Origin of the sequence: Pedobacter paludis, from assembly GCF_003173575.1 — a bacterium.
Taxonomy (GTDB): Bacteria; Bacteroidota; Bacteroidia; order Sphingobacteriales; family Sphingobacteriaceae; genus Pedobacter; species Pedobacter paludis.
This window is the reverse complement of sequence record NZ_QGNY01000004.1, coordinates 195,648-209,019: the sequence shown is the minus strand read 5'-3', so window position 1 is coordinate 209,019 and position 13,372 is coordinate 195,648. Positions and strand designations below refer to the sequence as shown.

The 13,372-nt window shown below is 36.4% G+C and carries 12 protein-coding genes; 8 read left to right on the top strand and 4 right to left on the bottom strand.

The window, feature by feature from the left end; all coding sequences use genetic code 11:
- Nucleotides 1-81: 81 nt before the first annotated feature.
- The 5 genes from trxA to DF947_RS12170 all read left to right on the top strand — a co-directional run bounded on the left by trxA (nucleotide 82) and on the right by DF947_RS12170 (nucleotide 5,416).
- Nucleotides 82-402: a thioredoxin gene (trxA, locus tag DF947_RS12190; RefSeq protein WP_109923776.1), complete on the top strand. Its 321-nt coding sequence runs from the start codon at nucleotides 82-84 to the stop codon at nucleotides 400-402.
- A gap of 157 nt (nucleotides 403-559) precedes the next feature.
- Nucleotides 560-1,774: a PQQ-dependent sugar dehydrogenase gene (locus DF947_RS12185; RefSeq protein WP_240615371.1), complete on the top strand. Its 1,215-nt coding sequence runs from the start codon at nucleotides 560-562 to the stop codon at nucleotides 1,772-1,774.
- A 1,654-nt stretch (nucleotides 1,775-3,428) separates the two neighbouring features.
- Nucleotides 3,429-4,346, top strand: a complete 918-nt coding sequence (locus DF947_RS12180) for a DUF58 domain-containing protein (protein WP_109930157.1) — start codon at nucleotides 3,429-3,431, stop codon at nucleotides 4,344-4,346.
- Nucleotides 4,347-4,426: 80 nt separating this feature from the next.
- A complete protein-coding gene (locus DF947_RS12175; RefSeq protein WP_109930155.1) occupies nucleotides 4,427-4,888 on the top strand; it encodes a redoxin domain-containing protein in 462 nt (153 codons plus the stop codon).
- A 9-nt stretch (nucleotides 4,889-4,897) separates the two neighbouring features.
- A complete protein-coding gene (locus DF947_RS12170; RefSeq protein ID WP_109930153.1) occupies nucleotides 4,898-5,416 on the top strand; it encodes a DsbA family protein in 519 nt (172 codons plus the stop codon).
- Between the two features lies 1 nt (nucleotide 5,417).
- Here the strand turns inward: DF947_RS12170 and DF947_RS12165 are convergent, their stop codons facing one another.
- The gene (locus tag DF947_RS12165; protein WP_158526270.1) at nucleotides 5,418-6,308 is read right to left on the bottom strand and encodes a chitinase; all 891 of its coding nucleotides are present in this window, start codon (nucleotides 6,306-6,308) and stop codon (nucleotides 5,418-5,420) included.
- Between the two features lie 395 nt (nucleotides 6,309-6,703).
- Here DF947_RS12165 and DF947_RS12160 point away from each other — a divergent pair, with 395 nt between their 5' ends.
- Nucleotides 6,704-8,440, top strand: a complete 1,737-nt coding sequence (locus tag DF947_RS12160; RefSeq protein ID WP_109930149.1) for a thiamine pyrophosphate-dependent enzyme — start codon at nucleotides 6,704-6,706, stop codon at nucleotides 8,438-8,440.
- 119 nt (nucleotides 8,441-8,559) lie between these two features.
- On the opposite strand, the gene DF947_RS12155 is transcribed toward DF947_RS12160, so the two are convergent.
- The 3 genes from DF947_RS12155 to DF947_RS12145 form a co-directional block, all read right to left on the bottom strand.
- Nucleotides 8,560-9,030, bottom strand: a complete 471-nt coding sequence (locus tag DF947_RS12155; protein WP_109930147.1) for a hypothetical protein — start codon at nucleotides 9,028-9,030, stop codon at nucleotides 8,560-8,562.
- A gap of 126 nt (nucleotides 9,031-9,156) precedes the next feature.
- Entirely contained in the window at nucleotides 9,157-10,287 is a 1,131-nt protein-coding gene (hppD, locus tag DF947_RS12150) for a 4-hydroxyphenylpyruvate dioxygenase (RefSeq protein ID WP_109930145.1), read from the bottom strand.
- 130 nt (nucleotides 10,288-10,417) lie between these two features.
- A complete protein-coding gene (locus tag DF947_RS12145; protein WP_109930690.1) occupies nucleotides 10,418-11,584 on the bottom strand; it encodes a homogentisate 1,2-dioxygenase in 1,167 nt (388 codons plus the stop codon).
- Nucleotides 11,585-11,853: 269 nt separating this feature from the next.
- Between DF947_RS12145 and DF947_RS12140 the strand changes: the two genes are divergently transcribed.
- Both DF947_RS12140 and DF947_RS12135 read left to right on the top strand, forming a co-directional pair.
- On the top strand, nucleotides 11,854-12,309 hold the full coding sequence (locus DF947_RS12140) for a hypothetical protein (protein WP_109930143.1): 456 nt from the start codon (nucleotides 11,854-11,856) through the stop codon (nucleotides 12,307-12,309).
- Between the two features lie 64 nt (nucleotides 12,310-12,373).
- Complete coding sequence (locus DF947_RS12135) at nucleotides 12,374-13,372, top strand: fumarylacetoacetate hydrolase family protein (RefSeq protein ID WP_109930141.1); 999 nt, start codon at nucleotides 12,374-12,376, stop codon at nucleotides 13,370-13,372.

Below are 13,372 nucleotides of genomic sequence, written 5' to 3'. Positions count from 1 at the left end.
CCTCAAAATAATGTCAAATTGACATTACACTGTAGTTGGCATTACAATTGAATACATATATTTGAACATAAAAAAATAATTATGGCATTAGAAATCACAGATGCAAACTTCGAGGAGCTTGTATTAAAATCAGATAAACCCGTATTAGTGGATTTTTGGGCAGAATGGTGTGGCCCTTGTCGCATGGTTGGTCCAGTAGTAGAAGAAATCGCTAAAGAATATGATGGCAAAGCTATTGTTGGAAAAGTGAACGTAGATAACAACCCTCAAATTTCGATGCAATTTGGTATCCGTAACATTCCAGCTTTGTTATATTTCAAAGATGGTCAAGTTGTTGACAAACAAGTTGGTGCTGTTCCAAAATCAGTATTAGCTGAAAAATTAAACAAGCAATTGGCTTAGTAAGGTGAAAAGTTTAAGGCGAAAAGATTAATCGTATAATCTTAACACTAACTACTTTCTACCATCACTGTAACATATTTAAAACCCGAGTTCATTTAGAGGATTCGGGTTTTTTATTGCAAAAATATTTTTGTTTCTTTATTAAAAACTCCTAATCATGTCTATGAACCTATTAACTAACAAAACATTAGGATTGGTATTGGCAGGTTTTTCGTTGAGCGTTCTAAATCTAGCGAACGTTTCAGCTCAAAATCCTGTAGAAACCAATCAACCTTCTGCCGATTATAAACCCGCATTTGAGGGGCAAACTCGAATTGCTGGTGTTAAAACAAGTACCCCATTAGAAATTTCTATCCTAAATGAAAAACTAGATCGCCCTTGGGCAATTTCTGTCCTTCCAGCTGGTGGCTTTTTAATTACTCAAAAGGGCGGAACAATGGTTGTTCTAACTGCTAACGGGAAATTAAGCAAAACAATAACAGGTTTGCCAAAAGTAGATGATTCTGGTCAAGGTGGATTGTTGGACGTAACTTTGGATCCAAACTTTGCCAAAAACAGAATGGTTTACTGGGCTTATTCTGAACCACAAGATAAAGGTGTACTTCTAGCTATTGCAAAGGGAAAACTCTCTGCTGATGAAACTAAAATAGAAAACCAAACCATAATTTATCGTGCAACACCATCTTACGGGGGAAAGTTGCAGTATGGTTCTAGAATTGTTTTTGATAAAAACGGAAACTTATTTGTAAGTACAGGTGAACGCTCTGGTGGCGATATTCGCATTCAGGCACAATATCTAAATTCTTCTTTGGGTAAAATTCTTCATCTTACAACAGATGGAAAAGCTGTAGCAAACGGACCTTTCGCTAAAAATGCGGATGCTAAACCAGAGATTTATGCTTACGGATTGCGTAACCCAGATGGTTTGGCAATTAATCCACTAACTGGCGATTTATGGGAGGCAGAATTTGGACCAAAAGGTGGCGATGAAGTAAACATTATTAAACCAGGGAAAAATTATGGCTGGCCAATTATTACTTACGGAACCGAATATAGTGGCAAAAAAGTTGGCGATGGCGTTCAACAAAAGGATGGAATGGAGCAACCTGTTTATTTCTGGAATCCAAGCATTTCGCCGGGTTGTATTGCTTTCTACAACAGCAGTAGCATCCCTGAATGGAAGGGCAATCTTTTCGTTGGCGGTTTGGGCGGTTCGCACATCATCCGTTTGGTTATCAAAAATGATAAAATTGTTGGCGAGGAAAGATTGTTAGAAGGTAAAGGTGAACGTTTCCGCGATATGGTGGAAAAAGATGGAGCGCTTTATTCGGTAACGGATAATGGCAAGCTTTTTAAAATCGCTAAAAAATAATATTATTATAAAGTTTAAACCTCGCAGGTTTTTAAAACCTGCGAGGTTTTTTTATGGCCAATTTTTGAGGCCGAATGTAACGTTGCCTATATTTCAAACGTTCCTACGGAACGTAAACTGAATTTCCATGGTTTTTCTACCCGCCAGCCGTCCCGCTGGGACGATGGAGAAAGGCTGATAAGGGATTGCGTTAGCTTCCGTTTTTCAATTTGTTTTCTAAAAATCCATGACTGGTAACTCACCTGCCAAAACATGCTGAAAATAAAATTTTAAATTTTTAACTATTTGAAGAATTCATATTGCACCAGATTTTTTAAGCTCAATAATTTATGACTCGCTTGCATTACAAATGGTTTGTGAGTCACAACTATGACTAGCTCATAATTATGGTTTTCTTTGCATTAAAGTGGTTTGTGAGCTGCTAACCATGAGTTAGCTCAAAAATCATTGTTCCCTTGTATTAAAAATAGTTTGCGAGACACCAACCATGGGTTAGCTAAAAAGTTATGGTTCCCTTTGCATTAAAAGTTGTTGGCGAGCCACCAACCATGGGTTAGCTAAAAAGTTATGGTTCCCTTTGCATTAAAAATGGTTTGTGAGCAGCCAACAATGGATTAGCTCAAAAAATCATTGTTCCCTTGTATTAAAAATAGTTTGCGAGCTGCCAACAATGGATTAGCTCAAAATTATGACACCCTTTGCATTAAAAGTGGTTTGTGAGACACCAACCATGGGTTAGCTAAAAAGTTATGGTTCCCTTGGCATTAAAAGTCGTTGGCGAGCCACCAACCATGGGTTAGCTTTCTTGATGATCTATTTTTGCATTAACATTTCGTCCCCTCGGGACGTTTGCTCGGTAGGCTAAACGATGTTGGAGATATTTTCGTTCCGTAGGAACGTCTGATTATAGTTATGAAAATTGGTAGTTGAAGTACAAACATAGAAGCACTAACATAAACTTTTTTTCGTCCCATCGGGACGTTTGCTCGGTAGGCTAAACGTTAATGGAAATATTTTCGTTCCGTAGGAACGTCTGATTATAGTTATGAAAATTGGTAGTTGAAGTACAAACATAGAGGTACTAACATAAACTTTTGTTCGTCCCATCGGGACGTTTGCTCGGTAGGCTAAACATTATTGGAAATATTTTCGTTCCGTAGGAACGTCTGATTATAGTTATGAAAATTGGTAGTTGAAGTACAAACATAGAGGCACTAACATAAACTTTTGTTCGTCCCCTCTGGACGTTTGCTCGGTAGGCTAAACGTTAATGGAAATATTTTCGTTCAGTAGGAACGTCTGATTATAGTTATGAAAATTGGTAGTTGAAGTACAAACATAGAAACACTAACTTAAACTTTTTTTCGTCCCCTCGGGACGTTTGCTCGGTAGGCTAAACGATGTTGGAGATATTTTCGTTCCGTAGGAATGTCTGATCATAATTATGAAAAATTGGTAGTTGGGGTACACACATAGAAATACAATACGTGCCACCTAAACCCGACCTTAGCGAGATGCCGATTTTTCTTCGGCAGAAGCGTGGGCGGGACTGCTTTTTCCTAATTTCTACTGCCATTGCTTTCCAAAAAATTCTTTATAAAAAATGCTTTTGTTATGGTCTCATTTAGTAAAATCTTTTTGCTAGCTTTACCATATGCAGGCGCTGAACTATGAAAATGAAACAAGCTTTGGAAACTTAGAATTACTTGCACAGCAAGTTGTAGAAGGCTTTATTACGGGTTTACATAAAAGCCCTTTTCATGGATTTTCGGTAGAATTTGCAGAACACCGCCAATATAATAATGGTGATAATGTAAAAAATATCGATTGGAAATTATACGCAAAAACCAATAAGCTTTACAGCAAAAGGTTCGAAGAAGAAACTAATTTAAGATGTCAGTTTGTAATTGATGTTTCCTCATCGATGTATTTTCCCGAACCAAAAAACAACAAGCTTGTATTTTCAATTCAAGCTGCTGCTTCTTTAATGTATCTTTTAAAAAAGCAACGTGATGCTTTTGGACTGAGTTTATTTACGGATGAGATTTTATTGAACTCGCCGGCTAAATCGACAACAGTTCACCAAAAATATTTATTTACCAAACTGGACGAACTGCTTCAAAAGCCAAAAGTTAATGCCCAAACCAATTTAAGTGAGGCATTGCATCAAGTAGCAGAACTGATTCATAAAAGGTCTTTGGTTGTAATTTTTAGCGATCTATTTAATACTCAAACCAGTCCTGAAAAAACCGATGCGCTTTTTGACGCTTTGCAACATTTAAAATTCAATAAACACGAAGTAGTGGTTTTTAATGTTGTAGATCAATCCAAAGAAGTAGATTTTAGCTATGAAAATCGGCCCTACCAGTTTATCGACATGGAAACTGGCGAAACCATTAAAGTTCATGCCAATCAGGTTAAAGAAAATTATATAAATGCTGTGGCCAATTATAGGCAGCAAATTGCGTTGAAGTGTGCACAATATAAAATAGATTTAATAGATGCTGATATAAACGAAGGTTTTTATCCAATTCTGCAGGCTTACCTAATTAAAAGGCAGAAACTAGGCTAGCTATTGTTGATTTATTTTTGACAAACAACTGGGCAAGCCTGCTGTTAAACTAAAAAGATTTAAATTTTAAACTCCTAAATATGTTAGAAAAAGGCGCTACAGCACCAGATTTTGAATTGAATGCTACTCCGGATCAAAAAATAAAGCTTAAAGATTTTAAGGGCAAAAATGTAATTCTCGCCTTCTATCCTGCAGATTGGAGTCCGGTTTGCAGCGATCAAATGGCGCTTTACAATGAAATGCTAAAATATTTTGGCAAGTATGATGCCCAGATTTTTGGTATTTCTGTTGATAGTGTTTGGTGTCATCTGGCTTTTGAGCAAGATAGAAAACTTCATTTTCCTTTATTGGCAGATTTTGAACCAAAGGGAAAAGTATCTAAAGCTTATGGTGTTTATAATGATGAAGTTGGCGAAAGTAAACGAGCACTTTTCGTAATTGATAAAGAAGGGAAAATTGCATGGAGTTATTTATCTCCAACGGCTGTTAATCCTGGAGCAGATGGAATTTTAGATGCATTGGAAGAATTGAGTAAAAAATAACTGTTTTATATGAGCACATTAAAACCAACAGTATCGGAGACAGACCACATTCAAGGTGGCAATTCGGCATCAATAGAAATTGTAGAATTTGGCGATTATCAATGCCCGTATTGTGGTAATGCTTATCCCATCGTTAAAGAAATAGAAGAAACATTTGGAGATCAGATTAAATTTGTTTTTAGAAACTTTCCTTTGCAAGAAGCTCATCAGTTTGCTTTTCGGGCAGCCCTTTCTGCAGAGTCTGCAGGTTTGCAAGGCAAATTTTGGGAAATGCACGATGCACTTTACGAAAATCAATATCGCTTGGCTGATGATTTATTTGAAGAACTTGCCGAGACTATTGGCTTAGATTTAGAAAAATTTAAAACAGATTCAGCATCCGATGCTGTAAAAGAAAAGGTTGAAAACGATTTTGAAAGCGGTATTCGCAGTGGGGTTAATGGCACGCCATCGTTTTACGTTAACGGAACCAAATTTGATGGTGGGGCTACAGATTTATATCAAATGTTAAAGGAAAGCACAGAATAATTTATTCTGCAAATGGCGTCATTTGCCCGCAAGAACAGGCGCAATTGACGTCATTTATGTGAAACTTTTTCAAGAAGTATTGGTAAAATCCAATGCGATCCTTCATTGCATTATTGTCATCTCCTTTGTTGCATTCTAGTTTTCCATTGATGATATTTATGGTCATTCCAAAACCCGATCTATAATTTTTCTGGGTATCGCTTACTGTTGGTGTCCATTTGCCAGTCATTACATCATGTGCAGAAGGTTTTAAGCTTTGTGGAGTCATCCAGAAATAGATTGCGGTTTTGAAAGCCAGCACTGGATCAGAATTAACCAGATCTGGATTGTTTAATAAAGTGTTTTTATTTCCAAAAATACAATCAGATGCAAAACCGTAGTTTCCGTTGTAGCTTAATTGCAAAGGACCGCGACCATAATATTTCTTTCCAGCTACAGCTGGGTAAATTACATTTTGAACTACATAATCTGCATTTGTATTAGATTCTGTAATCAACATTAAACCATCATTGAATTTATTATTCGTTCCGTTTCTGGTTTCATGAGCGATGTGTGCGAATAATGCAGCTAATTCCTTTTTATTCGCTCCAAGGTTTTTATCGGAACAAAAATTTCCATAATCTATATTCAAAATAGTATAAGGTTTTGCTTTCGCCCAAGTTTCATCCCAGTCTTTATCTTGCCGAACCGTTACTGATTTGTTGGTTCTTTTGTCAGTTCTGGTAATTTTATATATCCAGTCTCCTCGTTTTTCAATTTTTATTTTGATAAAAGACATTTCGGAAACTGCCTTTGAGAAAGCGGAATAGGTGTAAAACTTATTTCTCTGTGGAAAACAAGCATTAAAATCCTTTTCTGAGATAACCGGCCTGGAGGATTCGGTTTTAAACATGAAGCTTGATGTAAACAATATTATTAGCGTTGCAAGAAAGCATTTAATCATTAAACTTTTTGAGTTCATATTTAGTAAACGAATAATTAAACAATAAAGTTGCACTAAACGAATCGAAATAAAAAACCTCATGTATTTTGCAATACATGAGGTATCAGATAAGGGTAACCGGAAAACTAAAAAACTAATTATGAGTTTTTAGAATTTAACAAAACGGAAATCGCTTCTTGTGTTTTGTTATTTCAAAGGTGCGTTTCATTTATGAAGTTTTAGTGAAGAAAGCTTCACCTAATATTTTTAGGTAAAATACTTCAACCTCTTTTGAAACAATTAACTCATTTGCGGTATTTATTATAAGTAATTGATCTTTCGATGAATTATTTAAACAATACTTTATGAGTAAAAATGTTGCAGAACAATTGGTAGAAATGCTAATTGAAGTTGGTGTAAAAAGAATTTATGCCGTTACAGGTGATAGCCTTAATTATTTTAATGATGCGGTGAGGCGAAATGGTAAAATAAAGTGGATCCATGTTCGAAATGAAGAAGTTGGCGCATTTGCTGCAGCTGCTGAAGCCGAGCTTGATGGTATTGCCTGTTGCGCCGGAAGCTGTGGCCCTGGTCATGTTCATTTAATTAATGGTTTATATGATGCGCACCGATCTCATGTTCCTGTTATCGCAATTGCTTCTACCATACCAACTGGCGAGTTCGGGATGGATTTTTTTCAGGAAACCAATACCATAAAATTATTTGATGATTGTAGCTATTATAATCAAGTTGCAACTACGGCAGAGCAGGTTCCAAGAATGTTTCAAACGGCTATTCAGCATGCCATTCATAAAAAAGGAGTTGCTGTGTTTGGTTTGCCGGGAGATGTAGCCCAATTAGATGCCGTAGAAAGTATTACTTCCATGCAACTCTTTAGAAATAAGCCAGTAATTCGTCCTTCGGATGATGAATTATCTGAATTATCTACCTTACTGAACAAGGAAAAGAAAATAACGCTGTATTGCGGAATTGGCGCTGTTGATGCCCATGACGAGGTAGTAGAACTTGCCGCTAAATTAAATGCCTCAGTAGGTTTTTCTTTCAGAGGGAAAATGAGCATTCAGTATGATAATCCATATGAAGTTGGAATGACAGGTTTATTGGGTCAGCCATCAGGTTATCATGCTATGCATGAGGCTGATGTGGTGGTACTTTTGGGTACAGATTTTCCATATGTAAACTTCATGCCCGAAAAAAACAAAATTATCCAGATTGATGAAAATCCGGAACGATTGGGAAGAAGAGCAAAGCTAACAATGGGCTTATGTGGCGACATAGCTGATTCAATAAAAGCACTTTTGCCCTTATTAGATCAAAAAAGTGATAATTCCTTTCTTAAAGCACAATTAGAATTTTATAAAAAAGTAAAAGAAAATCAGCAGGTTTATGTTGACGATCATGGTGAAGAAAATAAAATTCAACCTGAATTTGTTGCCGATACTTTAAATCGATTGGCTAATAAAGATGCAATTTTTACCGTTGATACTGGGATGTGCTGTGTTTGGGGTGCTCGTTTTATTGATGGAACCGGCGAGCGTAAAATGCTGGGATCGTTTAATCATGGTTCTATGGCCAATGCAATGCCGATGGCGATTGGCGCCGCTTTGGCTCATCCAGAAAAACAAGTGATTGCCCTTTGTGGCGATGGTGGATTATCAATGTTGCTAGGTGATTTGGCGACCATAAAACAATATAATTTACCAATTAAACTTATCGTTTTTAATAACCGAGCTTTAGGAATGGTAAAACTGGAAATGGAGGTTGATGGCTTGCCTGATAACGAAACCGATATGATCAATCCTAATTTTGCCTTAGTGGCTCAAGCAATGGGTTTTACGGGTGTAACAGTTTCTAAACCAGAAGAAGTAGAAAATGCAATTGCAAATGCATTTGCAGAAAATGGACCTGTACTGTTAAATATTATGACGAATCCTAATGCCTTAGCCATGCCTCCAAAAATAGAATGGGCGCAAATTAAGGGCATGACAGAATCTATGGCAAAATTAATGTTGGGCGGTAAAATGACCGAAGTTTTAGATACGATAAAATCGAATTATAAACACTTAGGCGAAGTGTTGTAGTTATCTCCGTTTTAATAATAAGGTCGTAATTTCGACTGTAGCGTTAGCGTAATGGAGAAATCTTTGAACCAAATTACAATTTCAAGGATTTCTCCACTTCGGTCGAGATGACAAATTAATTATCGTCTCTTATACAATCCCTGCAACTGCAATAGTGCCGCTATCAATTTATCTTCGTCTCCTGCTAAGCAATAATATTTAATTCCATTTTTACCATTATCAGGCTCTCCTTCAATTTTTTCGGAAACTGGATATATCGATTTAGTGTTTGTGCTATTCTGTTCCGAACTTATTCTGAATCCATTCCAGTGCTGTATTTGTGATTTGTTGGTGGTTTGTTCTTTCCAATGATCAGAACTGGTGAAGCTTTTTCCAATTGTAAAAACACCGAAATTCATTTCCTCATCAATAGAAAATGAATTTGCTGTAATTTTAAATTCTGTTGCCACATCATTATGTAAAGTGATGTTGGTTCCGCCAATGGCTTTAGCAAGCAACTGATTGATGGTTTTAACGATTTCGGCTTTTGTTTGTGCGAAGCCATTGAATGATGCGACCAGTAATAAAACCAGCGTGAGTTTTGTTCTCATAATAATTAAGGTTTAAATTTGTGTGTAAATAAATTTAGTTATTTATTTGTTTAAACTCCTACCTGAAAATGAGTAAATAAAAAGGCAACCAGATAACTGATTGCCCTTAATAATTTAATGCTGATATTATAGATTCCCCCTTAATTCCTGTTCACGTTCTAAAGATTCAAATAGTGCCTTAAAATTACCTGCACCAAAGCTTTGAGCGCCTTTACGCTGAATAATTTCAAAGAATAAAGTTGGTCTATCTTCTACAGGCTTGGTAAATATCTGTAGTAAATAACCTTCTTCATCACAATCGACCAAAATACCTAAGCTTTCCAAAAGCGAAATTTCTTCATCAATTTTTCCTACTCGTTGAGGCATCATATCATAATAAGCCTCGGGCGGAGCACTCAAAAATTCAACCCCACGTGATTTTAATTCCTTTACCGTTTTAACTATATCCTTTGTCGCAACGGCAATATGCTGAACGCCTTCACCTTCGTAATATTCTAAGTATTCTTCAATCTGCGATTTCTTTTTACCTTCAGCAGGTTCGTTAATCGGAAATTTAGAAAAACCGTTCCCATTACTCATAACTTTACTCATCAAAGCAGAATACTCGGTATTGATCTGCTTATCGTCAAATGAGAGGATGTTTACAAAGCCCATTACATCTTCATACCATTTCACGGCATCATTCATACGGTTCCAGCCTACATTGCCAACACAGTGATCAATATACAAAAGCCCTGCGTCCGTTGGGTTATAATCACTTTCTAAAGCTCTATAACCAGGCATAAAAGTTCCTGAATAGTTTTTACGCTCTATAAACATATGAACGGTTTCGCCATAAGTGTAAATTCCGCTCATTTTAACTTCGCCATGTTCATCTGTTAAGGTTTTAGGCTCCATGTAAGATTTTGCACCACGTTTGGTTGTTTCTTCGTAAGCGCTGTAAGCATCATCAACCCAAAGTGCCAAAACTTTTACCCCATCACCATGTTTTTTAACATGTTCTGAAATCGGATGATCTGATTTTAAAGCCGTCGTCAAAATCAATCTTATTTTTCCTTGTTGTAATACATAAGATGCTCTATCCCTAACCCCAGTTTCCGGTCCGGCGTAGGCAAGACTTTGAAAGCCAAATGCGGTTTTGTAATAATGTGCAGCTTGTTTAGCGTTGCCCACATAAAATTCTATGTAATCCGTTCCGTTAATTGGCAGAAAATCCTGTGCTTTTGATATCTTTTCTGCAAATGTTTGTGTTTCCATTTTGTTTTTTTATTCCGAAGTCGGGCGTCCGAGGTCGGGTGATTAAGTTTTAATAGTTCAGAATCGAAAGCTTTATCTAATGATGATTTTGCTTTGTTTATAATCATTGGACTTCAGACTTCCGACTAATTTATTCGATATTAATTTGCCAGCTTTTATGATAATTTTCATCTTCTATATCCAAAGCATCCTGAGTAAGCATTAATGGTTTAAATGGATCAATCATTACAGCCAATTCATCAGTTTTTTCTTTTCCGATAGATTTTTCTACCGTTCCTGGGTGTGGGCCGTGTGGTATGCCACCGGGATGTAGCGTAATTTGTCCTTTAACCACACTCTTGCGACTCATAAAATCGCCATCAACATAATATAAAACCTCATCGCTATCTACATTGCTGTGGTTATAGGGTGCAGGAATAGAATCTGGATGGTAATCATATTTACGGGGTACAAAAGAGCAAACTACAAAATTATGTCCTTCAAATGTTTGATGTACAGGCGGTGGTTGATGTAAGCGCCCAGTTATCGGTTCAAAATCGTGAATCGAAAATGCGTAAGGGTAATGGTAACCATCCCATCCAATGTAATCAAAAGGGTGCGTGCCATAAGTGTATGGATAGATTAAGCCTTGTTTCTTGATTAGAACCTTAAAATCTCCAGTTTCATCATGAGTTTGCAGATTTTCGGGCAACCTTAAATCGCGTTCGCAGTATGGGGAATGCTCCATTAATTGTCCATACTGATTTAAATATCTCTTTGGGGGCCTTAGCGGGCTAAAACTTTCTACAATAAAATGTCGATTATCTTCAGTATCAAATTCAATTTGATAAATAGTCCCCCGTGGAATAATAAGGTAATCGCCATAAGAAAATTTAATTTCTCCAAAGCCTGTTTTTAATTTTCCAGAACCCTCATGGATAAAAATCATTTCATCAGCCTGACTATTTTTATAAAAATAATCCGTCATTGATTTTTTCGGTGCAGCTAAAACGATGTGTAAATCGCTGTTTACCAAAACAGGTTTTCGACTTTCTAAAAAATCATCTTCTGATTTAATCTTAAAACCGATTAAGCTGGTATGTTTAAGGTGTTTTTCTCTTGCAATTTTAGGTTCAACACTATAAGGCTCGCCTAAATGTTTAACGATAGTAGGAGGATGGTAGTGATAAACCAACGAATACAGACTGGAAAATCCTTCGGTTGATACCAATTCTTCGGCATAGAGTTTTCCATCAGGTTTGCGGAAAACTGTATGGCGTTTTGCAGGTATTTGCCCTAATTTATGATAAATAGGCATAATATATTTAATTACGGTTAGAAATTCTAAAGAATAAACAATTAAAACGTGAGTACGTTTCAATTAAATAGAAAGGCAAGAAAATTATAGAGAATATTGAGCCATGATCAGCTTGGATAGCATCTTGTAGCGACGAGCAGCAATTGCGTCGTTTACTAAATTTATATGTAATGCTTTTAAGATCATGGTTATAACACTGCTAAAATAAGTATTTTATTGAGAAGATGAAATTTTAATTATCTTTAATACCAAACCTATTATAGTAATTTATGAAAATATTTTTGGCGTTCTTACTCAGTTTAAGCCTTTGTTTTACTTGTGTAGCACAAAATAAAGCTAAGTATAAAATTAAGATTGTAGAAAAAAGTGGTAAAGTGAGTCGTGGTAATTTTTATGCCGCTGCAGATGACGGATTAACAATTGTTAAATTTAACCGCGATACAGTTAAACTCAAGGCAGAAGATATCACCGCCCTCTACATTACTAGAAAAGGCATAATTGGGCCTTTAATGGTTGTTGGTGGATTAACCTTTGTAATACTTTCTGCAAAAAGTAACGATGCACTTGGGTCAGTGGTTCTTTTATTAGCAGGTGTGCCTGTTGGTCTATCAGGTGGATTGTTAGTAGGTGAATTACTCGCCAATAAAAAATATTACAAAAAGCTGGAGGCTAAGGATTTTCCCTTAATAAAAGAAAACTTACAAAAGTATACTCAGATAAAATAACCAATTACCTTTCAAATCATATTGGTAAATATTAGCTTTACCCCGTATTTTAACCAAATTATAGATGAAATTAGTATCCTACAAAACCGAGGACAGAGAACATTTAGGCGTATTTGTTAATGGTCATATCTATAACCTAAACAGTTGCGATAAGTTGATTCCAGATAATATTGCTGCCTTTTTGGATGGGGCAGAAGTTTTAATAGAACGAGCAAAAAAAATCGATAATCAGATAAAAGATGGAAGCTTAGAAGCTAAGGAAGAAATTTTTTACGAGGTTTTGGCACCAGTTCCGCATCCAACAAGTTGTAGGGATGGATATGCGTTTAGGCAACATGTTGCGGCGGCTCGTCGCAATAGAAAAGTTGAAATGATTAAGGAATTTGATCAGTATCCAATTTTTTATTTTACAAATCATAATGCCATTCAAGGTCCTGGAGAAATCGAATGTATGCCAGATCATTTTGAAAAACTAGATTTTGAGTTGGAAATCGCCATCGTTATTGGTAAAAAAGGAAGAAATGTAAAAGCTTCAGAGGCAGATGAGTATATAGCAGGTTTCATGATAATGAACGATATGAGCGCCCGTACTTTGCAGATGGAAGAAATGTTGTTAAATCTTGGCCCTGCAAAAGGAAAAGATTTTTCGACGGTTATTGGGCCATGGTTGGTAACGCCTGATGAATTGGAACAATATAAGGTTGCAGCAAAAGATGGCCACATAGGTAATGCTTACGATTTAAAAATGACCTGCCGTGTTAACGGCGTGGAAGTTTCTAATGGAAATACCAAAGATATGGACTGGACCTTTGCCGAAATTATTGAACGCTGCGCTTATGGCGTAGATATTTTACCAGGAGATGTAATTGGTTCTGGTACAGTTGGTACAGGATGCTTCCTAGAATTAAATGGAACGGGTTTACTCAATAATCCTGATTATGAAGTGCAATGGTTACAGCCAGGTGATGTTGTAGAAATGGAAATTACAGGATTAGGTGCCTTAAGTAATACAATTAAGAAAGCCGATACTGATTTTTCGATTTTAGCCTTGAAAAAATCTTAA

Bases quoted from the DNA above. Each gene is read 5' to 3' on its own strand.
- DF947_RS12155 (WP_109930147.1), bottom strand. From the start codon at position 9,030: ATGAGAACAAAACTCACGCTGGTTTTATTACTGGTCGCATCATTCAAT.
- DF947_RS12175 (WP_109930155.1), top strand. From the start codon at position 4,427: ATGTTAGAAAAAGGCGCTACAGCACCAGATTTTGAATTGAATGCTACT.
- DF947_RS12160 (WP_109930149.1), top strand. From the start codon at position 6,704: ATGAGTAAAAATGTTGCAGAACAATTGGTAGAAATGCTAATTGAAGTT.
- DF947_RS12185 (WP_240615371.1), top strand. From the start codon at position 560: ATGTCTATGAACCTATTAACTAACAAAACATTAGGATTGGTATTGGCA.
- DF947_RS12170 (WP_109930153.1), top strand. From the start codon at position 4,898: ATGAGCACATTAAAACCAACAGTATCGGAGACAGACCACATTCAAGGT.
- DF947_RS12135 (WP_109930141.1), top strand. From the start codon at position 12,374: ATGAAATTAGTATCCTACAAAACCGAGGACAGAGAACATTTAGGCGTA.
- hppD (WP_109930145.1), bottom strand. From the start codon at position 10,287: ATGGAAACACAAACATTTGCAGAAAAGATATCAAAAGCACAGGATTTT.
- DF947_RS12165 (WP_158526270.1), bottom strand. From the start codon at position 6,308: ATGTTTAAAACCGAATCCTCCAGGCCGGTTATCTCAGAAAAGGATTTT.
- DF947_RS12145 (WP_109930690.1), bottom strand. From the start codon at position 11,584: ATGCCTATTTATCATAAATTAGGGCAAATACCTGCAAAACGCCATACA.
- DF947_RS12180 (WP_109930157.1), top strand. From the start codon at position 3,429: ATGCAGGCGCTGAACTATGAAAATGAAACAAGCTTTGGAAACTTAGAA.
- trxA (WP_109923776.1), top strand. From the start codon at position 82: ATGGCATTAGAAATCACAGATGCAAACTTCGAGGAGCTTGTATTAAAA.
- DF947_RS12140 (WP_109930143.1), top strand. From the start codon at position 11,854: ATGAAAATATTTTTGGCGTTCTTACTCAGTTTAAGCCTTTGTTTTACT.